Raw genomic sequence first — 21507 nt, 5'->3', positions numbered from 1 at the left:
AGTGTTAAAATTTTGCATATCTTGTAGTGAGAGTGATGATGAAAAAACTTCTTAAATATTCCGCATACGTTCTAGGTGGCTTGATTGGCCTGGTTTTGTTAGTAGTAACGATTATTGCCGTGACCTTTAACCCAAACGATTACAAGCAAAAAGTCATTGATTTGGTACAAGAAAAAAAGGAACGAACACTAAAATTAGACGGTGACATCAAACTAGCCTTTTGGCCAAAAATAGGCGCGGATTTAGGTAAAATTTCTCTGTCTGAACATAAAAATAGCAAAGAATTCGCGTCGGTCAACAGCGTTAAAGTGTCACTTGCATTGCTGCCGCTTCTCAAAAAAGAGTTGATTGTAGACACCATTTACATTGATGGTGCGCAAGCCAACATCGTTAAATACAAAGATGGCAGCACAAACTTTGATGATTTACTCTCTAAAGATGATGAAGAGTCACAAGATATTAAATTTGATGTAGACGGCGTTAAAGTCAGCAACTCTGCGGTGAACTACACTGATGAAGGATCAGGTGCCAAATACGCGCTGTCTAAGTTCAATTTAACATCGGGTCACATTGCCTTGGCTGAACCTGTAGACTTAGCCACTGACTTCACAATTAGTGCTAGCCAGCCTGAAATAGTGGCAGATGCAAAATTAAAAGGTAACTTTTTAGTAGACCCTACAACTAAACACTTTGTTGCTAAAGGCTTAGATGCCAAGATTAAAGGTGATTTATTAGGTGGTAAAAATGTTGATATTACTGCCAGTGGTGATATTGATGCCAAACCAGAAACACGTGAGTTTTTAATCGACAGTTTAAAATTAGTTGCTTCAGGACAGTTTAGTGGCGCAAAACTCACAATAGACTTAAATGCACCTGAATTAGTGGCGCAAAAAGATGAAGTTACCGGTAAAAAAGTAACGGTGAGCCTATCGCAAGATAAAGCTGGCGACACTTTCAAAGCAAATTTGGTTTTGGCTGACATTAAAGGATCGCCAAAGGCATTGCAAAGCAGCGGTATTACAGGCGACATTGCTGGCGTGCAAGGCAAGCGCACCATTAACGGTAAATTTTCCTCTCCCTTTACTGGCAATCTTGAGAACCTGATTTTTGACTTACCCAAACTTGCGGGCAATTTAGATATAAAAGACCCAAGCTTACCTAATGGCGCTATGCAAGGTCGATTTGATTTATCGCTGCATACAGATCTTAAAAATGAATTAGCTAATAGCAAATTTAACTTAAATATCGACGAAACTAAGCTCAATGGTGATGTGGCCGTAACAAGCTTTAAAAAACCCAGCATTAAATTCAACTTAAATGCCGACAAGCTCAACCTGAATAAACTAATGGCTAAATCAACTCAGCCAGCCGCTAAAGGTGACGACAAGCCTGCTGATCTGAGTGCGTTTAAAGCGCTGTTGTTAGACGGCAAACTAAATGTGGGCAGTATTTTGTATGATAAATACCAAATTTCAGGTTTAAACGTCAATATTAAAGCTGACGGCGAAAGGCTGGCATTAACTGGTCTTGACGTAAAATTAGACGATAGCAGAATCAAAGGTAGAATAGGTATCAGCAACTTTGCAAAACCCCTTTACACTTTTGATATCGATATTGATCAACTGGATGTTGATAAATATGTCAGCACCAGCAGCGCGCCTGCTAATAGTAAAGCAAGCGATAAACCACTGGATTTAAGTACACTTAAAGCACTTAATGCAGATGGATCATTGCGTATTGGTAATCTGAAATATGGAAAAACCAAAGCCTCTAATATTCGTATTGATCTGAAAGCCGATGGCGAAAAATTAAGCCTGAATCCACTTGCCGCAAAAGTGGATGATAGCCAGGTAAATGCCAACGTGGCTGTTTCCCGATTTAATGACCCGATTTACAGTTTTAACGTCAATATTGATAAGCTGGATGCCGATAAATACATCACTAAAAATAGCACGCCCACTGCAAAAAGCACAGGCGATACTCCCATTGATTTGAGCGCTTTAAAAAAGTTGAACGCTTCAGGCGAGGCGAAAATCGGCTGGCTTAAATTAGCAAATGTTAAAACTGAAAACGTGAATCTAAGCTTAAAAGCAGAAAATGGCGTAGCAACACTATCACCGTTTTCTGCAAACTTGTATCAAGGCAGCATGAGCGGCATGTTAAAAGTAGATGCTCGCACCACACCTAGCATCACGTTCAAGCAAAGCATGAAGGCCGTATCGATTGGACCGTTGATGGTAGATGCCATCAATAACAATATGTTAGAAGGTAAAGGCACAGTCAATATTGATGTCTCTACATCAGGCAACAGTGTGGGTGCGCTTAAAAAAGCTTTGGCAGGTAACGCTTCACTTAACTTGGCTGATGGTGCACTAAAGGGTGTAGATATTGCGGGTAGCATTCGTGAACTTAAAAACAAAGTGAATGTGCTTAAAGCAAAAGATAGCGTTGATGCGGATAGTAAAAAGAAAACTGACTTCAGTGAGCTAACGGCTACTTTTGATATTAAAAATGGTGTTGCTCATAACGAAGATTTAGCCATGAAAGCACCGATTCTTCGCTTGGCAAAAGGTGATAGCCGTGGTGACATTGATATTGGTAATGAGTCTATCAACTACCTAGCCAAACCTACCATTGTTAAATCTCTCAGTGGGCAAGGCGGCGCAGATCTTGATGCACTTGCAGGCTTTGCCATTCCAGTAAAAATTACAGGCACATTTTCCAATCCTAAATATGGTATGGACTTTGCAGCGGTAGGTGCAGCGCTAGCAAAATCTAACCTGCTGGACAAAGTGGGCGGCGAAAAAGGCGTTGCCGTTAAAGAATTGATAGGCGGCGGAGATAAAGTGGATGCGATAAAAGGTTTATTGGGTAAGAAAAAACCAGCTGATACTGCCGCACCAGAAACACCAACAAATGCTGATAGTACAGCACAGCCCGCTGCGCCTGCCGAACCGCCTAAATCTTTAGAAGACCAGGCTAAAGAAAAAGCCGAGAAAAAACTTAAGAAATTACTTAACTTTTAAGTATCTAATGATGCGTATAGTATTTACCAGCATCACTTGCGGCTAGTCAGGGTTATGTATGACTGACTTTGCCAGCCGCTTGATTGTTTGGCAAAAGCAACACGGGCGACACAATCTGCCATGGCAAAATACTACCGACCCCTATGCGATTTGGGTTTCCGAAATTATGCTTCAGCAAACCCAAGTATCTGCTGTTATTGGTTATTACAGCAAATTCATGGTGCGCTTCCCGACCATAGCCGCCCTTGCCAGCGCCACGCAAGATGACGTGTTACAGCATTGGAGTGGACTAGGCTACTACTCTAGGGCACGAAATTTACACAATGCTGCACAAACCATTATGGATGAACATAGCGGACAATTTCCACAGGATTTTGACACAATTCAAACGCTTTCTGGCATAGGCCGCTCGACCGCCGCAGCAATTGCCTCATTCTCCTTCAACCAAGTGCAAACCATTTTGGATGGCAACGTAAAACGTGTGCTCGCTAGACATTTTTTTGTAGAAGGCTGGCCAAGTGCGCCAAAAATTGAAAAAGAACTTTGGGTGTTAGCTGAAAAATTACTGCCAAAGCAAACCACCAACAAAAGCATAGTCGCGTACACGCAAGGCTTAATGGACTTGGGTGCAACAATCTGCACCAGAAGCAATCCTAAATGCAGCAAGTGCCCTTTAAACGGCACTTGTGAGGCATACAAACAGCAGCGTGTTCATGCATTACCAACACCGAAACCTCGCAAGGTGGTTCCTGAAAAAAACATCACCATGTTGATTTTTTTGCGTGGCGATCAAGTTATGCTGGAAAAACGTCCTCCCACTGGCATTTGGGGAGGGCTGTGGAGCTTTCCTGAAGTTGAAACTAACCATCAGGTTGAATCAATAGTGCTGAATCAATTTGGCATCATCGCAAAAGCTGGCATTACACTACCAATACTAAGCCACACTTTTACTCACTTTAAACTCCACATTCAACCACAAACCTTAGAGGTATTAAAACTTGATACTAAGGTTAGTGAGCCAGGCAAAATGTGGATAGCTGTTGAAGATGCTATCGGTGCAGCCATACCTGCACCAATACGTAAAATTTTAAACTTACTACAAAATAAAAACTCCATTTAGATTGGTGTTTAAGCCAAATCCATTCATCTAAACTTTTTTAAACTACAGCTACTTTATTTTTCTATTGCTGCAGTTTAATCAACGTCAACGACTTGAAGGCAAATGACCCAAACGGGTCATTGATTCCTGCACTGAAACCGATAGACTTATCATCCTGATAAATATAGATATTTTGTTGTGCTAATCAACAAAATATTGAATGTAAAGACCTAACTATACCAATGAAAAACTATTTAAACTTATCTTGTATAAAGCCATTAGTGATCTTGGTAGGGCTAATGGCATGCACAAATACTATGGCGAATGAAGTTGAAGCCTCAACTGGTGAGCCTTCAACCGAATTGCAGAAAAGTACCGAAAATTCAGCTGCGCCGTTAGCAGCACCTAATTTAGGTGCGCAAGATACAAAAAAATCTCTCAAAAATCCGAATTCTATGTTAGTAGCAATGGCATTTAAATTCAAAAATTCCGAAGGCACGCCTAAAGATTATGCAGTGGTTGCAGCAGATTATTGCCGTGCAGCAAAATTTGGTGATGCCGATGCACAGTATGCACTAGGCTGGATGTATGCCAATGGGCGCGGAGTGCCATTAGATGAACAGATTGCTGGACAACTGTTTACTATGGCTGCGGAGCAAGGGCATGCCCGTGCGAAAGAATCGCTTGCTACAATTTCTAGCCTGTCATCACAAGCGCCTTTACTTGCCTGCCTCTTACCTGATCCGCCTGCTCCAGTGGCAATTGCGCCAAATTCAGAAACTGCTGAGATTGAACAAAAATCTATTTCTGTTGAAACAACGAAACTTTTCAATGCTCAGGGCAATATTCTCAAGCTAGTTAACAAGCTTGCGCCACGCTACGATATAGACGTTAATCTGGCAATGACCTTCATAGCAGTGGAATCAAGATTCAATACGATGGCAACCTCACCAAAAAATGCACAGGGTTTGATGCAACTGATACCCGAGACGGCTGAACGTTTTGGCGTAAAAGACGCATACAAGGCGGAGGACAATATCAAGGGGGGGCTGTCATATTTAAAATGGCTGCTTGCTTATTTTAAAGGTGATGTTCAATTAGTGGCTGCCGCCTATAACGCCGGTGAAGGTGCGGTAAATAAGTATAAGGGCATCCCTCCCTATGCCGAAACACAAAAGTACGTACAAAAAATTACCAAACTTTATAACAAGACGACTCACCCATACAAAGAAAATCTAGTGAAAGCATCGCCTTTACTTAGCTTGCCTAGAAAAACTACAATTTAAAAATTACATATTTTAAATTTAAATTGTAGTTTTCAAGTACTGGTTAAATAACATTTAACTCTAAATTCATTTCGCCTTCTAGGCCTTACTGGATCTGACTTGACTATATTATTGACTATACTTCTTCGCCGAATTTTTCAGCAGTCAATACACACTCCTAAAATGAAATAGATTTAACGGCCATAGTGATATTCCTTCATATGGTTATTTGTTCTATATCAATAAATTAACTAAAATTCAGCGTATGATGAATCAATATCGAACGACACGAAAACATAGACAAAACGAACTGGATTAAATGTAATGAATGAATAGGCAACTCTAATTTAAAAATTCGCATTTTATTTTAGCAGGGCTTGTTTTTTTGCATCATTAGCGCAATCATAGTATTACGACTAAACTACAAGGAGAAACGTCAATGAGTTTGAAAAATTTACCCGCAGGCACTGAATTTTCTGATGTTACCAAAGAACAGCTAATAGCTGACTTTAAGGTAGTAGTAGCCGATGCTGAGGCGCTGATTAAGGCGACAGCCAATCAGGGCGGTGAAGCGTTTGCAACTTTACGAACTAGAGCAGAAGAGTCACTTGCTGTGGCAAAGGAAAAAATGGCTGAGGCTCAGGATGCTTTAATCGAGAAATCTAAAGTAGCCGCTAAAGCTACCGATGAGTATGTGCACGAAAATCCATGGGCATCTGTTGGCGTTGCCGCTGGTGTAGGTCTTGTGATTGGCCTTCTCATAGGCAGGCGCTAGGCTAGATTTGAGGAAAGAACCTAACATGGCAGATGAAGGTTTATTTGTATCCATTAAAAATATGGCGGCAACTTTGGTTGCTGTTGTGCATACTCGTCTGGATATTCTCTCAACAGATTTAGAGGAGGGTAGAGAGCGGCTCATGTCGCTTTTGGTGATGGCTTTTGTCTCACTTTTTTGCCTTTGCGTTGGTGTAGTATTGTTAGCTATTTTTATTGTGGTTGCTTTTTGGGATACCCATCGCCTGTTAGTGTTAGGGCTGTTAACAAGCATTTTTCTAGTAGCTGGTGCAGTCCTTTGCGGGCTTGCAATACGTGCATTGAAGGCTATGCCAAGGTTATTTAAGGCAAGCTTAATTGAATTGGCTAAAGACAAACAGCATCTCGATTCGTAAAAATGGAAAAAAAATTAGCCCTCATATCACAACGGCGTGAACAGCTAATATCACAAGCTGCAGAACAACGTACGGCGTTAGCTCAAGAGGTGGAACCTTTACGCTCAACTTTATCATTGGCGGATCGCGGCTTATCGATAGCGCGTTATGTTAAACAACGCCCATCTATAGCAATTGGTGTAGCAGCTTTATTTGGCATACTGCGCCCTACTCGTGTGGGAAAATGGCTGCAGCGGGGATGGGGAGCATTTTTACTAGCGCGTAATTTTCGCAAGTTGTTAATCAAAAGTTAAATCTTTGTATTAAATTAAGCACCAATAAAAAAGCGGCCTAGGCCGCTTTTTTATTTAATGAAGACGTGAGTTCAAAATTTTATCTGCCAACATTTGAAAACGTGGTGACACGAATTTTTTAGGCTGTATTCCCGTATCCGCAATTGATAAGAGCTCTTCAATAGCAGATCTAAATCCCAGTTCAAACAACCAGTAATCCGATTGATTTATGGCAGACTTCTGGTCAGTATTTACATCTTCGCAAAGCCGCTCGAATGCTTCCATACATACATTTTGTTCTGCCATATATCTCCCGAATATCGTGTCTCAGATTTCATCATATCAAATCTAAAATAAAATTTGTCAAAATTTGGCCACAATGCCCTCTGTTAGCTATTTCTCAAACTAAATCTCGCCCCAGCTTTCTTCCCACATGCAATGTTTGATTTTATGACGGTTTGCAATCAACTCATCAATCGTTGGCTCATCGTTTAATGCGCGTTTAAGCGCTAGTTTAATCGCTTCGTAGTTGTTCTTGTACAAATCAGCTTTATCTAATGTGCCCGCTTTTTCTAGCTCGATACAACCTGGATCAATCCACAATAATGCAACAATACACAAATCATTCACTTGATCTTTAGGAATAATGCCTTCAATGACGGCATCCAAAATACCATCTGCAACACCTGCTTGCACCACACCGCCGAATAAACCAACATCGGTGCTACCTTTTAGTGTTACTTTTGGCACCATCATGCAAGCTGGGCGCACTAATTGGTTAATGTCACGCACTGCAAACATTGCTGTGTGGCCTTTACTTTGCGCCATCATGTTAGCAAATGCTTGCCCAACAGGACCATCTACACTGCCGATTAAGATTTCTGGCATGGCAGCAGTCACGTCTTTTCCTTCAGAGTAAACAGTTGCTTCACCAGCTTTAAACACGATTTTTGACATAATTTTTCTCTTCATTGATGTTAAATAAAACATCATTTTACCAAAGGCTTAGACTTGGTTTCAATTTAATTGCAACTACAATTTAAATACAGCTATAAATCAAGCTGCATATCCACATGTGGAATATTTACATCTGTATATTCATCGCTAGTTTGGCTAAAACCAGCTTTTTGATAAAAATCAATCGCATGCGTTTGTGCTGACAAATAAATAATCTTACTACCATTCTTTTTGCAGAGTTTGATAGCCTCTAGCAATAGAGCTGTCCCCAGCCCGGCACCACGCCAATGCTTAAGTACAGCCATACGACCAATTTTTTGATAATTGATAATGCGCAAACAAGCGATAGGCTGGTGTTCAAACATTGCGAGAAAATGCACAGCATCAGCATCGATTTCATCCCATTCAAACTCAGGCGTAACGAACTGCTCATTTATAAATACTGGCGTTCTTACTGCCCGTAGTTCAATTTCTGCATCTTGCCAAGTCACTTGTTTAATAGTCACTTTTTGAGTATTTACGTGTTTAATTTTCATGCCATCGATATTCGGTCTAAAGTCTGTGCACACTTGCGATTTTAGCGTGTTCAGTGCATTATGCTGGCTATTATTTTTTATTTGATTTCACTATAAAAGGTTAAATTATGCAACGCTATTTAACGGCTCTTGCCCGCATTTTACTCGCTCAAGTTTTTTTATTACAAATTACCATGCTGATTATCGGCTTTTTTGGTAACCCAGACGGCTATGCGCAATATCAGGCTGGATTAGGCAGCTTGGGGTTGGCTAGTATTTTTGCGCCACTGATTATTTTGGTGCAGTTAGTTGGTGGTTTAGCTTTATTTTTTGGTTATAAAACTAAGTTTTTTGCATTATTCATGGCGATTTATGCCGTAATCATTTCTTTTTTACTACATTTACCAGTATTGCAATACTTAGCTATTGCAGGTGGCCTGCTCATGCTTTATTTAAATCCTGTTACTGCATGTAGTATTGATAACATCAAAAAATAATATCTTCCAATAAAAAAGCGGCATGAGGCCGCTTTTTTATTTCTGATTTACTCCCACTCAAGTGCGGGGTAAATCGTATTCACGTTGCGCCTGTTAGCAATATCAAACAACACCCATTTATCTTTTTCTGAAGCCGCAGCGGTATTCATTGCGGACTCCATGCTTTCACCTTTTTTAATACTCGCACGTATGTCTGTTAAAAGCACGTTCAAATAACGTTGTGCATTATTTAGCGCTTCAACCCAATTTTTAGTGACTGGACCATGCCCAGGTACAACCTGTTTAGCAGGGCTGCTTTTCAGTTTTTCAATTTCGGCTATTAAGCCCTTAATGTCGCCCTCTAACACTGGCGTACGCTCGATAAACAACAAATCTCCTGCAAACAATGTACCAGCCTTACTTTCCATCACAGAAACATCCGTATTGGTATGCGCTACCGGGTGAGCTGTCAGCATAAGCTTTCTGTCACCCAAATCTAACTCCAGCGTTGATTTAACCGTCATTGAAGGCTTTACAAGCTCACTGCCTTTGGCATCGTCACCCAATAGCCTTGCATTTAATTTAGCGTATGCTTCATGACGCAGCTCCATAGTTGTCGCTAATTTATCATGGCCAACAAATTGAGGCTTATCCGCTAAAAACGCCGCATTACCGTAAATATGGTCTGGGTGCACATGTGTATTTATCACGTAGAGCACTGGCAAAGGCGTTACTTTGCGTATTGCCTCACGCAACTGTTGACCAACTTTAAGACTACCTCCAGTATCAATAACCGCCACGCCTTTGCTGCCAACGATAAAGCTAGCATTACAAATATCACCGTGATAGCCGTCATCAATGTCTAAATGCACGCCATGGTGCACATAAATACCATCGCCTAGACTTTCTAAAGCAAAGTTATCTGAATGTATTTGAGCGTGAGAGCAGCTACTAAAAACCAGCATACTCATGATTATCATTAGAATTCGCATGAATTATTCCTTAAATGCATGTTACCGATTAGAATGATGCAGCTTTATGCAATTATTGACTGTGACGCCTATCACACACAATAATATTTATTTCTTTCAGGATATTACTATGAATCACGCTTCAACACGCTATACAAAAGTAGCCATTATTCTACATACACTTATAGCACTTGGTATTTTTGCAATGTTTGCACTCGGCTGGTATATGAGCGAAATCCCGAAAGATGCCGCAAAACAAACTGGCTTCGATTTATTTGACTTAGGCATTTACACTTGGCAACTGGCAGAAGAAGCAAGCCCTAGAACATTCTACTATAATCTGCATAAATCTATCGGTGTAACCCTGCTAGCCTTAATTGCAGTCCGTGTGCTTTGGCGCATTACGCATCGCCCGCCAGCCATGCTAGCCTCATACAAGGCATGGGAGAGAAAACTCGCTACTGGCACTCATCATTTACTTTATTTATTAATGATTGCCGTGCCTGTTAGTGGTCTTATTATGGCGATTAACAGCAAATATGGTGTCATGTGGTTTGGGTTTGATTTCATTGCCGGGCTAGATAATAAAAATTTACGTGAACTTTTTAAAGAGGTGCACGAAATTGTTGGCATGTTATTTTTGGCATTCATCATCCTGCACATTGCAGGTGCGTTAAAACATAAGTTTATTGATAAAGATGACACGCTGAAACGCATGTCATTGAAATAATTGAACTAACAATAAAAAAGCCCGCAAATGATGCGGGCTTTTTTATTGTTAATTTTATTACTGATGATACTGCTGACTATGGTGTCTAACCGCCTCTAGCATCGCTGCCGCATTCTCTGGTGGCGTCCATTGTGTAATGCCATGGCCTAAGTTAAACACATGCCCGTGACCATGCCCATAACTTGCCAGTACGCTGGCAACCTCTTTCTCAATGGCCTCAGGTGTGCTGAGCAAAATAGCGGGATCTAAGTTGCCTTGTAGCGCCATTTTATCGCCCACACGTTGTCGTGCTTGCCCAATATCTACCGTCCAATCTAACCCTAATGCATCTGCGCCAATCTCAGCTTGTGCTTCTAGCCATAATGCGCCGCCTTTGGTGAACACGATGCTAGGTACTTTGCATCCATCATTGTTTTTAATTAAACCCGCTACGATTTTTTGCATGTAATTAAGCGAAAACTCAGTGTAAGCATTGTGTGAAAGTGCGCCGCCCCATGAATCAAATATCATCACCGCTTGTGCCCCTGCAGCGATTTGTGCGTTTAGATATTGAATCACTGTTTGCGCAGTAGTTTCTAAAATATGGTGTAATAAATCGGGGCGGGCATAGGCCATTTTTTTTATAGTTAAAAAATCCGTACCGCCTTTGCCTTCGACCATGTAGGTCGCTAACGTCCAAGGGCTGCCTGAAAAACCAATCAGCGGTACACGGCCATCAAGTGCTTTACGTATGCTGCTTACAGCATCAAACACATATTGCAATTTAGCCATGTCTGGTACGACTAATTTTTGAATATCCGCTTCTAGTTGCAAAGTACGTTCGAATTTTGGGCCTTCACCTTCTTCAAAATATAAGCCTAAGCCCATGGCATCTGGCACAGTCAAAATATCCGAGAACAAGATGGAAGCGTCAAGTAATGGGTAGCGGTCTAACGGCTGGATGGTGACTTCAGTCGCAAAATCCGGATTTTTGCATAACTGCAAAAAGCTACCCGCCGTTTTACGGCTTTCTCGATATTCAGGCAAATAGCGTCCTGCTTGACGCATCATCCACACGGGCGTGTAATCCGTAGGTTGACGCATAAGCGCTTTTAAGAACGTGTCATTTTTTAATTGATTCATTTTATTAACCTAATAAAAAAGGACGCAAAATAGTTTTACTTCGCGTCCTTAAGATTTTTTTAATTAGCTTTAACTAATAATTTTATTTCTAAGCTAATTGCAATTTTAAGCTAGTAATTTAACGTGGAAGTGTAGAAGAGCCCATTAGAAACTCATCTACTGCACGAGCAGCCTGACGGCCTTCACGTATCGCCCAAACCACTAACGATTGTCCACGGCGCACATCACCCGCAGCAAATACTTTTGCTTTACTGGTCTTATAGCTGTCAGCACCTTCGGTAGTCGCTTTGACATTACCTCGACTGTCTTTTTCCACACCAAAGACATCAAGCAATTTTTGTATTGGTGACACAAAACCCATTGCTAATAGCACTAAATCTGCTTTTATTGTGAATTCAGAGTCTGCAACTTCAACCATCTTGCCATCTACCCACTCTACTTTTGCACCTTTTAGAGCAACTACATTGCCTTTTTCGCCAATCAACTCTTTGGTCGTAATAGACCAATCACGATTAGCTCCTTCTTCGTGCGAACTTGAAGTACGCATTTTAAGCGGCCAGTTTGGCCAAAACATTTCTTTATTTTCTTTTTCCGGCGGTTGTGGCATCAATTCAAATTGCGTAATTGATAAGGCGCCGTGACGGTTTGACGTACCCACACAGTCAGAACCTGTATCGCCGCCGCCAATAACAACAACGTTCTTACTGGTTGCCATCACCTGATTGCCAATAGTATCGCCCGCAACCACTTTATTTTGCGGTGTTAAAAAATCCATGGCATACATCACACCATCTAACTCTCGACCTGATACTGGTAAATCACGAGGATGCTCAGCACCACCAGCTAACACAACAGCGTCGAATTCAGCCAACAAATCATCTGATTTAACATTCTCACCAACATGTTGATTCACGCGGAACTCAACACCTTCTGCCTGCATTTGTGTCATGCGGCGATCAATATGTGATTTTTCCATTTTGAAATCTGGAATACCATAACGCAGCAAGCCACCAATGCGGTCACTTTTTTCTAACACCACCACAGTGTGACCCACACGCGCCAATTGCTGTGCAGCAGCCATACCAGCAGGGCCAGAACCTACGATTGCAATTTTTTTACCAGTCTTATGTATAGGAATTTGTGGTGTAACCCAGTCATTTTCCCAGGCTTTGTCGATAATTGCATGTTCAATAGACTTAATGCCCACTGGATCAGCGTTGATGTTCAACGTACAAGCGGCTTCACATGGGGCAGGGCATATGCGGCCTGTGAACTCAGGAAAGTTGTTAGTTGAATGCAACACTTCAATTGCAGCTTTCCAGTCTTGCTGATAAACCAAATCGTTCCAGTCTGGAATGATGTTGTTGATTGGGCATCCCGTAGTGCAAAATGGAATGCCGCAATCCATACAGCGCGCGCCTTGCTGCTTGGCTTGATTATCAGTTAAATGTAATACAAATTCTTTGTAGTTTTTAACACGATCTGTCACTGGCAAGTTTGCTTCTGCCAGTCTTGCGTATTCCATAAACCCTGTTACCTTACCCATACTAATAAGCCTTTACCAATATTTAAAGTCTTTACTATTTATTCAACACTGCCTTAAGCAGCTACCAGCGCTTTGTCTTCTGCGAGTTCTATTAATGCACGTTTATATTCATTCGGCATCACTTTAATGAACTTAGCTCTATAATTTGCCCAGTCGGCTAGCATTTCGTGGGCTCGTACACTATCTGTGTATTTTGCATGATTTTCAATCAGCGTTTTAAGCGTCACTTCATCTGGCTGATCTAAATGATGTACTTTGCCAATGCTTGATTCTGCATTTTCTACTTTTTCTAGTGACACCATGCTCATATTGCAACGCTTCGCAAACGCGCCATCTTCATCGTACACATAGCCCACGCCGCCACTCATACCAGCGGCGAAATTTTGGCCTGTTAGGCCAAGCACCACCACAGTGCCACCTGTCATATATTCGCAACCATGGTTACCAACACCTTCAACCACCGCTGTAGCGCCCGAGTTACGCACACAGAAACGCTCGCCAGCCACACCACTGAAATAGCTTTCACCTGACGTTGCGCCGTACATCACCGTGTTACCAACTATAATGTTTTCATGCGAGAGACCTCGGAATGCAACTGGCGGCTTGATTACAATACGTCCGCCACATAGGCCTTTACCAACATAATCGTTACCTTCACCTGTCAGCTCAAAACTAATACCTTGCGCTAAAAATGCCGCAAAACTTTGACCAGATGTACCAGTAAATTTGACATGTATGGTGTCATCCGGCAAACCTGCCTGACCGTACCGTTTCGCTATTTCGTGTGACAACATCGTACCTACTGTACGATTGGTGTTAGAGATTGGTAGATCTAACACTACTTTCTCGCTTCTTTCTAAAGCTGGTTTAGCAAGTTTGACTAACTTGTTATCAAGCGCATGAATTAAGCCATGGTCTTGCACATCATTGTTCTTACGTGACACACTCGCTGGCATTTCTGGCAGATGGAAAACCTTGCTGAAGTCTAAACCATTTATCTTCCAGTGATCGATACCTGCTTGCATATCCAACAGATCAGCACGACCAATCAGGTCTTCAAATTTTGCAATGCCCATTGAAGCCATCAGCTCACGCACTTCTTCGGCAACAAAGAAGAAATAGTTCACCACGTGTTCAGGCTGACCAGTAAAGCGTTTACGCAACTCCGGGTCTTGTGTTGCAACACCGACAGGGCAAGTATTGAGATGACATTTACGCATCATGATACAGCCCTCAACCACTAGCGGTGCAGTAGCAAAACCAAACTCATCTGCGCCTAGCAATGCGCCAATCAGCACATCACGGCCTGTTTTAATCTGGCCGTCCACTTGCAACACTACACGACCACGCAACTGATTCAACACCAGCGTTTGTTGTGTTTCTGAAAGACCCAACTCCCATGGTGTGCCCGTATGTTTAACCGAGGATATTGGAGATGCACCTGTACCGCCATCATGACCAGCAACTACAATGTGATCTGACTTGGCTTTTGCAACGCCGGCGGCGACGGTGCCGATACCCGTTTCAGAAACCAACTTCACTGAAATAGAGGCGTTAGGATTCGCATTTTTCAAATCATGGATAAGTTGCGCTAAATCCTCAATAGAATAAATGTCATGATGTGGCGGTGGTGAAATCAATCCAACACCTGGCACGGAAAAGCGTAACTTGGCAATATATTCCGAGACCTTGTGACCTGGTAACTGCCCACCCTCGCCTGGCTTAGCACCTTGAGCCATTTTGATTTGGATTTGATCGGCATTAGACAGGTATTCAGCCGTTACACCAAAACGACCAGAAGCAACTTGCTTAATCGCAGAGCGCATAGAATCGCCTACCTTAAGCGGTATGTCTTTTTCTATCAAATTATGGCCAATAACAGCAGCTACGCTAGTGCCGCTAGTCACAGGAATGAAACGTTTAGGATCTTCGCCACCTTCACCCGTATTTGATTTACCGCCAATTCGGTTCATGGCAATTGCCAGCGTAGCATGGGCTTCTGTTGAAATTGAACCCAGCGACATCGCGCCTGTCGCAAAGCGTTTGACAATTTCTTTAGCTGATTCAACGCGATACAGTGGAATAGGCAAACTTGCTGGCTTAATGTCAAACAAGCCGCGCAACGTCATGTGGCGACGCGTTTGATCATTAATCAATTTCGCATATTCTTTGTAAGTTTCATATTGGCCAGTACGTGTAGCATTTTGCAATTTAGCAATAGAATCTGGTGTCCAGGTATGCTCCTCGCCACGCACGCGGAAAGCATATTCACCGCCTGCATCCAGGCTGTTCGCCAACACCGGGTCTTCACCAAAGGCAGCACTATGTAAACGTACAGTTTCTTCAGCTACCTGATCCAGACCGATACCTTCGATATTGGTCGCAGTGCCAGTAAAGTACTGATTAACAAACGCGCTATTTAAACCAATTGCTTCAAATATTTGCGCACCACAGTATGACTGGTAAGTAGAAATACCCATTTTAGACATGACTTTATACAAGCCTTTGCCTATCGCTTTTACAAACTTCTTCCCAGCTTCGTATGTATCTTTTGTATCCATGTGTTTAATGGTTTCAAACACTAACCACGGACAAACTGCCTCTGCACCATAACCACCAAGCAGCGCAAAATGATGGACTTCTCGAGCTGATCCGGTGTCAACTATTAAACCTGTGCTGGTTCTTAAGCCAGATTGTACCAAATGCTTATGCGTTGCAGAGCAAGCCAGCAATGCGGGGATTGCCAGACGCGTTTCGCTCATGCTTCTATCAGAAAGGATGAGGATATTGAAGCCCTCTTTCACGGCATTTTCTGCGGCACTTGTAATGTTTGCTACTGCGGCAGCCATTCCCGCCTTACCTTGCTCAGCTGGGTAAGTAATATCTAGCACCAGGGATTTATGCTGATTTTGTGTGAGAGTAGCAATCACCTTTAACTGCTCCAACTCCTCTAGCGTCAATACCGGCTGGCTGGCCTCTAGCCGCATAGATGGCTTGACTTCATCCACTGCCAACAAGTTAGGTTTAGGGCCAATAAAGGTAACCAGCGACATGACCAACTCTTCACGGATTGGGTCGACTGGTGGATTAGTCACTTGTGCGAACAACTGCTTGAAGTAGTTATATAAAAGCTTAGGTTTCGCTGATAACACTGGCAATGCAGCATCGTTACCCATAGAGCCATAAGCTTCTTCGCCAGTTTGCACCATCGGTTGCAACACAAATTTAATGTCTTCCTGTGTGTAACCAAATGCCTGTTGTGCATCCAGCAAACTAACCGTCATATCCAAACTATTGTCTACATTTGGCATATCACTCAAAAAGTAGCGTGTTTTTTCTAACCATTGCTTGTAAGGCTTGGCGCTGGAAAGCGCACCCTTCACCTCGGCATCCTCAATAATGCGCCCTTGCTCCATGTCAATCAACAGCATTTTTCCTGGTTCTAAACGCCATTTCTTAACAATTCTTTCTTGCGGAAAGGTAATCACGCCCATTTCAGAGGCCATCATCACGATGTCATCATCGGTTATCAGATAACGTGCAGGGCGCAATCCATTTCGGTCTAAGGTCGCCCCAACCATACGGCCATCAGTAAATGCTACTGCCGCGGGCCCGTCCCATGGTTCCATCAATGCGGCATGATATTCATAGAATGCACGACGCTCTTCTTCCATCAGCGGATTACCGTCAGCATCTTTTGCACCCCAAGCCTCAGGAATCAGCAACATCATTGCATGCGGCAAGCTGTAGCCACCAGCGACCAGCAACTCCAAGCAATTATCAAAACAGGCTGAATCTGATTGGCCATCAACAATCAATGGCCATAGTTTTTCTAAATCCTCACCAATCAGACTGGATTTCATCGTTTCGTGACGAGCAGCCATCCAGTTCACGTTACCTTGGATGGTGTTAATCTCACCGTTATGCGCAATCATGCGAAACGGATGCGCTAAATCCCATGCCGGAAATGTATTGGTAGAGAAGCGCTGATGTACCAGCGCAAGCGCTGAAACAACGGTTCCATCACTTAAATCTTTGTAATAAACACCAACCTCATTTGCCAGCAACATGCCTTTGTAAACAATGGTACGTGAGGATAATGAAGGCATATAAAACGCAGCGTTATCTTTTAACTCAAGTGCGCGTACCGCATGTTCAATACGCTTACGAATGACAAATAACTTACGCTCAAACACATCCTGATCTGCGCTGGCAGAGGCGATAAACACCTGGCGCATGGTAGGCTCAACATCACGTGCAGCCTGGGCGATGTTACTGTTATCAACCGGCACATCACGCCAGCCTAATAATGTTTGATTTTCTTCCGCGATGATTTTTGTGAATAACGCTTCACATGCTTTGCGGTTTTTTACAGCTTGCGGTAAAAACACATTACCCACGGCATAATGCCCGGCAGCTGGCAGATTAATATTGAGTTTGGCTGCCTCTTTACGCATAAATGCATCAGGCATTTGCATGAGCAAACCAGCGCCATCACCCAACTTAGGGTCATAACCTGTTGCCCCACGGTGCGTTAAGTTAGTGAGTAATTCCAAGCCTTTTTGCACAATATCATGGCTTTTTTTGCCTTTGATATGCGCCACAAAACCAACACCACAAGCATCGCGTTCGTTAGAAGGGCTGTATAAGCCCTGCTGAGTTGGAGCGAGGCTGTTCAGACCTTGCTTGACTGATTTGTTTGAATTCAGGTTGCTTGAATTTAGGTTGATTGAACTACTTAAATCTGATGCCATATTATCTAGTCACAAAACATTTAGCGGAACCTTTAAGTTTACCGCTTAATGCCTATGTGTTCAATAAGATAGAGCCTAAAGTTTCAGATTATTTTTATAAACATCAATGCAATGCAGGCGAATTTAATCACTACTGTCTAAGACACCGCTATCGATAGAAAAGCTTTTTTAGCTGCAGCAATAGTAATTGCTATATCTTCATCAGAATGTGCGGCTGACACAAAACCTGCTTCAAACGCCGAAGGGCCTAAATAAATTCCGCTATCAAGCATACTATGGAAGAATTGATTAAAGTGCTCTTTATTAGATTGCATCATCTCATGATAAGAAGTTGGGCATTTTTCGCAGAAATACAGCCCAAACATGCCGCCTACACTTTGTGCGTTAAAAATCACGCCCGCTTCTTTTGCTGCGGCTTTTAGTCCATCGACCAGCTTAGTAGTTTGCATGCTTAGTTTGGCGTGAAAATCTGGCGCCTGAATCAGCTCCAGCGTTTTCAAACCAGCGGTCACCGCTACCGGGTTGCCTGACAGCGTGCCAGCCTGATAAACCTTACCGACAGGTGCGAGACATTGCATAATATCTTTTCGTCCACCAAACGCACCTACCGGCAAGCCGCCACCAATTACTTTACCCAACGTAGTCATATCGGGCTTAATGTTATACATCGCTTGCGCACCGCCTAATGCCACACGGAAGCCTGTCATGACTTCATCAAAAATCAGCACTGTGCCGTGTTTAGTACACAACTCACGTAAGGTTTGTAAAAACTCCATGTGCGGCACAATTAAGTTCATATTGCCAACAACCGGCTCAATAATCACACAAGCGATTTCATCACCCACTTGACTGAATAAATCCTTAAGCGCCAGCGTATTGTTATATTCAAGCGTTAAAGTGTGAGCAGCCACACTCGCAGGAACGCCGCCGGAGTCTGGCTCGCCAAAAGTAAGCAGCCCTGAACCCGCTTTCACCAACAAACCATCTGAATGGCCGTGGTAACAGCCTTCAAACTTCACGATTTTATCGCGGCCAGTAAAGCCACGCGCCGTGCGAATCGCACTCATGGTAGCCTCTGTACCGCTGCTGTTTAACCTCACCTGCTCCATGCTGGGGACGAGTTTATTGATAAGTTCAGCCATTTCAAGCTCTAAACCAGTCGGCGCGCCAAACGACAAGCTATTTGCCGCAGCTTCTTGCACGGCTTTAATCACCTGCGGATGGGCATGGCCAACAATCATCGGCCCCCATGAGTTGATATAGTCAATATACTCTTTGTCATCCACATCCCACAGTTTAGAACCCAAGCCTTTTTTGAAAAAAATCGGGGTGCCTCCCACACTTCTAAATGCACGCACTGGCGAGTTCACCCCTCCTGGAATGAGTTTTTGTGATTTTTCAAAAAGGGTTTGATTGGTAGATGTCATGATGAAGTCTTTAAGTTTTTATCGTTAAATAATTGTGAAAATTGTTGTGCGGCTAATTTTACGTCACTCGCATTAAAAATAGCACTAATCACAGCAATAGAACTAGCCCCAGCCTCAATCACCAACGAAGCATTTTCCAGGGTGATACCACCAATTGCCACTGCCGGGATATTCAGCTGCGTTTGCGCCATTTTAAATAAATCTAAGTTAGCCACAGGTGCGGTAGGTTTGGTATTAGAAGCAAAACATGCTCCGAAAGCCACATAATCTGCGCCAGAATGTTGCGCTTGCAAGGCTAAATCAAATCGATTATAACAAGATGCACCAATGATTTTATCTAAACCCATTCTTGCACGAACTTCTGCTATATTACCGTCATCTGCGCCTATGTGTACGCCATCTGCGTCTAAAGTCATGCAAAGCTTAACTGAATCATTGATAATGAACGGTACTCGATATTGCCTGCATATTGGCAATATCGCACGAGCCTGTTGGGTTTGAAGCTTATGGCTGGCCAACTTATTGCGGTACTGCAACACGCTGATGCCACCTTGCAGCGCCGCTTCTATTTTACTTAGCAGTACATCAGTATTGGTTTCGTCTGGCGTTATGGCGTATAAACCACTAATCATGAGGTGTTTGTCGTTACTGAATTAATGAGCTTTGACGCTGCCGTCACCACTATTCACAACGGCATCTTCTTCATCACGCGCCCAGAACATACGGTCAGGTATAAATTGCCCCATGCCAGGTCTAAAGCCATTTTTAAGCGTTTGCCAGGTGTATTCCTGCGCTTCTATCACAGCTTCTTCCATGTTTAAACCATGCGCCATACAAGCTGCTATCGCACTGGTTAGTGTACAGCCTGAACCATGATAACTGCCCGCTAAACGCTCCCATTTATAGGCTTTAATGAACTTATTTTCACCATACAAAGTATTAGTAACTTCAATAGAGCGTTCATGCGTGCCAGTAATCAGCACGTATTCACTGCCCATAGCTAATAAACGGGCCGCCGCTTCATCCAATGAAGTCAACGCCACCTCATCAACATCATCAGCAAATGCAATTCGGCGTGCTTCTAAGCTATTGGGTGTAATCAAAGTGGCTTGTGGAAACAGCAATTCAATCATAGCATCCATCATGTCGTCATTGCTTAAATCATCACCGCGACCAGACGTTAAAATCGGATCGATTAACAACGGCACATCGGGATAGTCCGCCATGATTTCTGCTATCACTGCAATGTTTTCTACAGAACCCAACAGACCTAGTTTGAATGCCGATACCTGAACATCTTCTAAAATTGCGCGCGCCTGATCATTCACCCAATCGGCATCCATCGCCAACACGCTATCAACGCCGCGCGTATCCTGTACTGTAATCGCTGTCACCACTGAAAGCGGATGGCAACCAATACTGGCAAACGTCAGAATGTCAGCCTGCAAACCCGCGCCGCCGCTGGGGTCTGTGCCGGCAAATGTTAATACTGAAGGTGGAGCCTGATTTGCCATAATCTTTATATATCGCTAATTTTAATTTTCAAAATTGAAGTAGGTGAGCCATCGGTTATTTTCGATTTATCATCGCACCGGTAAGGTGTTAAACACATTCATCTAGTTTAGATTTTAACCCAATACATTCGAGCTGTTCAAAATATCATTGCATCCCAATCAATTAACCATTATTTACAATTAACCACTTTATAGGCAATGTTATTTGGGTATAGTGATATGTAGTTTCAGAGTTAGATTAAGCTGTTATAAACATGAAAAATACTGATTCGGTTCCACATTTTACTTTGCACCTAGTGCATCCAGAAAAACATTATTCCTGGTGCATCGTTTTAGATGGCGAAGTAATGCACCACATTAAAAATTTTATGAGTTTTTATAAGGCACTGGGCTATCCCGACATATCACCTAAGGTGTTTGATATTAATAGCAGTGTTGATAACCGTATTGAATATTCTACAAAAGAGGGCTTTGGCTCGGAGGCGTGCATACAATATAAAATTGTCGAATATCTCATTGAGCATTCTGAACAATTTAAAATAAATTACACCGAATACTACACAAACTTAATTGGAACGTGTCATTCATTAAGCCTGCTAGATAACAAAAACTGCATTAAATGCAGCATGAATCCACATAAAGTTTAATTTGCAACTATCTAGCT

19 protein-coding genes are annotated in these 21507 nt (G+C 42.6%); 9 read left to right on the top strand and 10 right to left on the bottom strand.

What is annotated here, in order from left to right:
• Positions 1 to 38: 38 nt before the first annotated feature.
• From Q8J82_RS13085 to Q8J82_RS13060, 6 genes are all read left to right on the top strand, one after another.
• Positions 39 to 3026, top strand: a complete 2988-nt coding sequence (locus Q8J82_RS13085) for an AsmA family protein (RefSeq protein ID WP_370868659.1) — start codon at positions 39 to 41, stop codon at positions 3024 to 3026.
• A 58-nt stretch (positions 3027 to 3084) separates the two neighbouring features.
• Positions 3085 to 4146 (top strand): A/G-specific adenine glycosylase, encoded by a 1062-nt coding sequence (gene mutY, locus Q8J82_RS13080; RefSeq protein WP_304891780.1) that lies wholly within the window; start codon positions 3085 to 3087, stop codon positions 4144 to 4146.
• Positions 4147 to 4424: 278 nt separating this feature from the next.
• The gene (locus Q8J82_RS13075; RefSeq protein ID WP_304907994.1) at positions 4425 to 5411 is read left to right on the top strand and encodes a transglycosylase SLT domain-containing protein; all 987 of its coding nucleotides are present in this window, start codon (positions 4425 to 4427) and stop codon (positions 5409 to 5411) included.
• A 418-nt stretch (positions 5412 to 5829) separates the two neighbouring features.
• Positions 5830 to 6165, top strand: coding sequence for a YqjD family protein (locus Q8J82_RS13070; RefSeq protein WP_304907993.1), 336 nt, complete (start codon positions 5830 to 5832; stop codon positions 6163 to 6165).
• 25 nt (positions 6166 to 6190) lie between these two features.
• Entirely contained in the window at positions 6191 to 6559 is a 369-nt protein-coding gene (locus Q8J82_RS13065) for a phage holin family protein (protein WP_304891777.1), read from the top strand.
• Between the two features lie 2 nt (positions 6560 to 6561).
• Positions 6562 to 6852: a YqjK-like family protein gene (locus Q8J82_RS13060; protein ID WP_304890797.1), complete on the top strand. Its 291-nt coding sequence runs from the start codon at positions 6562 to 6564 to the stop codon at positions 6850 to 6852.
• A gap of 54 nt (positions 6853 to 6906) precedes the next feature.
• Here the strand turns inward: Q8J82_RS13060 and Q8J82_RS13055 are convergent, their stop codons facing one another.
• The 3 genes from Q8J82_RS13055 to Q8J82_RS13045 all read right to left on the bottom strand — a co-directional run bounded on the left by Q8J82_RS13055 (position 6907) and on the right by Q8J82_RS13045 (position 8324).
• Positions 6907 to 7137 (bottom strand): hypothetical protein, encoded by a 231-nt coding sequence (locus tag Q8J82_RS13055; protein ID WP_304890796.1) that lies wholly within the window; start codon positions 7135 to 7137, stop codon positions 6907 to 6909.
• Between the two features lie 99 nt (positions 7138 to 7236).
• The gene (gene fae / locus Q8J82_RS13050; RefSeq protein WP_304907992.1) at positions 7237 to 7788 is read right to left on the bottom strand and encodes a formaldehyde-activating enzyme; all 552 of its coding nucleotides are present in this window, start codon (positions 7786 to 7788) and stop codon (positions 7237 to 7239) included.
• Between the two features lie 92 nt (positions 7789 to 7880).
• The gene (locus Q8J82_RS13045) at positions 7881 to 8324 is read right to left on the bottom strand and encodes a GNAT family N-acetyltransferase (RefSeq protein ID WP_304907991.1); all 444 of its coding nucleotides are present in this window, start codon (positions 8322 to 8324) and stop codon (positions 7881 to 7883) included.
• Between the two features lie 107 nt (positions 8325 to 8431).
• Here Q8J82_RS13045 and Q8J82_RS13040 point away from each other — a divergent pair, with 107 nt between their 5' ends.
• A complete protein-coding gene (locus tag Q8J82_RS13040; RefSeq protein ID WP_304890793.1) occupies positions 8432 to 8800 on the top strand; it encodes a DoxX family protein in 369 nt (122 codons plus the stop codon).
• A gap of 47 nt (positions 8801 to 8847) precedes the next feature.
• Here the strand turns inward: Q8J82_RS13040 and Q8J82_RS13035 are convergent, their stop codons facing one another.
• Entirely contained in the window at positions 8848 to 9771 is a 924-nt protein-coding gene (locus Q8J82_RS13035; protein WP_305328452.1) for a quinoprotein relay system zinc metallohydrolase 2, read from the bottom strand.
• 109 nt (positions 9772 to 9880) lie between these two features.
• On the opposite strand from Q8J82_RS13035, the gene Q8J82_RS13030 reads away from it, so the two are divergent.
• Positions 9881 to 10480 carry a cytochrome b gene (locus Q8J82_RS13030; RefSeq protein WP_304907990.1) on the top strand — a complete coding sequence of 200 codons (600 nt, stop codon included), beginning with the start codon at positions 9881 to 9883 and terminating at the stop codon, positions 10478 to 10480.
• 57 nt (positions 10481 to 10537) lie between these two features.
• Here Q8J82_RS13030 and hemE read toward each other — a convergent pair whose 3' ends face one another.
• The 6 genes from hemE to thiD all read right to left on the bottom strand — a co-directional run bounded on the left by hemE (position 10538) and on the right by thiD (position 20843).
• Positions 10538 to 11602, bottom strand: a complete 1065-nt coding sequence (hemE, locus tag Q8J82_RS13025; protein WP_304907989.1) for a uroporphyrinogen decarboxylase — start codon at positions 11600 to 11602, stop codon at positions 10538 to 10540.
• Positions 11603 to 11720: 118 nt separating this feature from the next.
• Positions 11721 to 13148 carry a glutamate synthase subunit beta gene (locus Q8J82_RS13020; protein WP_304907988.1) on the bottom strand — a complete coding sequence of 476 codons (1428 nt, stop codon included), beginning with the start codon at positions 13146 to 13148 and terminating at the stop codon, positions 11721 to 11723.
• Between the two features lie 53 nt (positions 13149 to 13201).
• Positions 13202 to 17902 (bottom strand): glutamate synthase-related protein, encoded by a 4701-nt coding sequence (locus Q8J82_RS13015; RefSeq protein ID WP_305328451.1) that lies wholly within the window; start codon positions 17900 to 17902, stop codon positions 13202 to 13204.
• A gap of 137 nt (positions 17903 to 18039) precedes the next feature.
• Positions 18040 to 19329, bottom strand: a complete 1290-nt coding sequence (hemL, locus tag Q8J82_RS13010) for a glutamate-1-semialdehyde 2,1-aminomutase (protein ID WP_305328450.1) — start codon at positions 19327 to 19329, stop codon at positions 18040 to 18042.
• Positions 19326 to 19961, bottom strand: a complete 636-nt coding sequence (gene thiE / locus Q8J82_RS13005; RefSeq protein ID WP_305326964.1) for a thiamine phosphate synthase — start codon at positions 19959 to 19961, stop codon at positions 19326 to 19328. Before thiE ends, hemL begins: the two co-directional genes overlap by 4 nt.
• Before the next feature lie 21 nt (positions 19962 to 19982).
• Positions 19983 to 20843: a bifunctional hydroxymethylpyrimidine kinase/phosphomethylpyrimidine kinase gene (gene thiD / locus Q8J82_RS13000; RefSeq protein ID WP_305326963.1), complete on the bottom strand. Its 861-nt coding sequence runs from the start codon at positions 20841 to 20843 to the stop codon at positions 19983 to 19985.
• A gap of 254 nt (positions 20844 to 21097) precedes the next feature.
• On the opposite strand from thiD, the gene Q8J82_RS12995 reads away from it, so the two are divergent.
• On the top strand, positions 21098 to 21490 hold the full coding sequence (locus Q8J82_RS12995) for a hypothetical protein (RefSeq protein WP_305326962.1): 393 nt from the start codon (positions 21098 to 21100) through the stop codon (positions 21488 to 21490).
• The last annotated feature ends 17 nt before the right edge of the window (positions 21491 to 21507 follow it).

Origin of the sequence: Methylotenera sp., assembly GCF_030684185.1 — a bacterium.
In the GTDB taxonomy this organism is placed as follows: domain Bacteria; phylum Pseudomonadota; class Gammaproteobacteria; order Burkholderiales; family Methylophilaceae; genus Methylotenera.
This window is presented reverse-complemented; position numbering and strand designations above follow the sequence as displayed.

Bases quoted from the DNA above. Each gene is read 5' to 3' on its own strand.
- Q8J82_RS13075 (WP_304907994.1), top strand. From the start codon at position 4,425: ATGGCATGCACAAATACTATGGCGAATGAAGTTGAAGCCTCAACTGGT.
- Q8J82_RS13035 (WP_305328452.1), bottom strand. From the start codon at position 9,771: ATGCGAATTCTAATGATAATCATGAGTATGCTGGTTTTTAGTAGCTGC.
- mutY (WP_304891780.1), top strand. From the start codon at position 3,085: ATGACTGACTTTGCCAGCCGCTTGATTGTTTGGCAAAAGCAACACGGG.
- thiD (WP_305326963.1), bottom strand. From the start codon at position 20,843: ATGGCAAATCAGGCTCCACCTTCAGTATTAACATTTGCCGGCACAGAC.
- Q8J82_RS12995 (WP_305326962.1), top strand. From the start codon at position 21,098: ATGAAAAATACTGATTCGGTTCCACATTTTACTTTGCACCTAGTGCAT.
- Q8J82_RS13015 (WP_305328451.1), bottom strand. From the start codon at position 17,902: ATGGCATCAGATTTAAGTAGTTCAATCAACCTAAATTCAAGCAACCTG.
- hemL (WP_305328450.1), bottom strand. From the start codon at position 19,329: ATGACATCTACCAATCAAACCCTTTTTGAAAAATCACAAAAACTCATT.
- thiE (WP_305326964.1), bottom strand. From the start codon at position 19,961: ATGATTAGTGGTTTATACGCCATAACGCCAGACGAAACCAATACTGAT.
- Q8J82_RS13030 (WP_304907990.1), top strand. From the start codon at position 9,881: ATGAATCACGCTTCAACACGCTATACAAAAGTAGCCATTATTCTACAT.
- Q8J82_RS13065 (WP_304891777.1), top strand. From the start codon at position 6,191: ATGGCAGATGAAGGTTTATTTGTATCCATTAAAAATATGGCGGCAACT.
- Q8J82_RS13070 (WP_304907993.1), top strand. From the start codon at position 5,830: ATGAGTTTGAAAAATTTACCCGCAGGCACTGAATTTTCTGATGTTACC.
- fae (WP_304907992.1), bottom strand. From the start codon at position 7,788: ATGTCAAAAATCGTGTTTAAAGCTGGTGAAGCAACTGTTTACTCTGAA.
- Q8J82_RS13020 (WP_304907988.1), bottom strand. From the start codon at position 13,148: ATGGGTAAGGTAACAGGGTTTATGGAATACGCAAGACTGGCAGAAGCA.
- Q8J82_RS13045 (WP_304907991.1), bottom strand. From the start codon at position 8,324: ATGAAAATTAAACACGTAAATACTCAAAAAGTGACTATTAAACAAGTG.
- Q8J82_RS13040 (WP_304890793.1), top strand. From the start codon at position 8,432: ATGCAACGCTATTTAACGGCTCTTGCCCGCATTTTACTCGCTCAAGTT.
- Q8J82_RS13085 (WP_370868659.1), top strand. From the start codon at position 39: ATGAAAAAACTTCTTAAATATTCCGCATACGTTCTAGGTGGCTTGATT.
- Q8J82_RS13055 (WP_304890796.1), bottom strand. From the start codon at position 7,137: ATGGCAGAACAAAATGTATGTATGGAAGCATTCGAGCGGCTTTGCGAA.
- hemE (WP_304907989.1), bottom strand. From the start codon at position 11,602: ATGAATCAATTAAAAAATGACACGTTCTTAAAAGCGCTTATGCGTCAA.
- Q8J82_RS13060 (WP_304890797.1), top strand. From the start codon at position 6,562: ATGGAAAAAAAATTAGCCCTCATATCACAACGGCGTGAACAGCTAATA.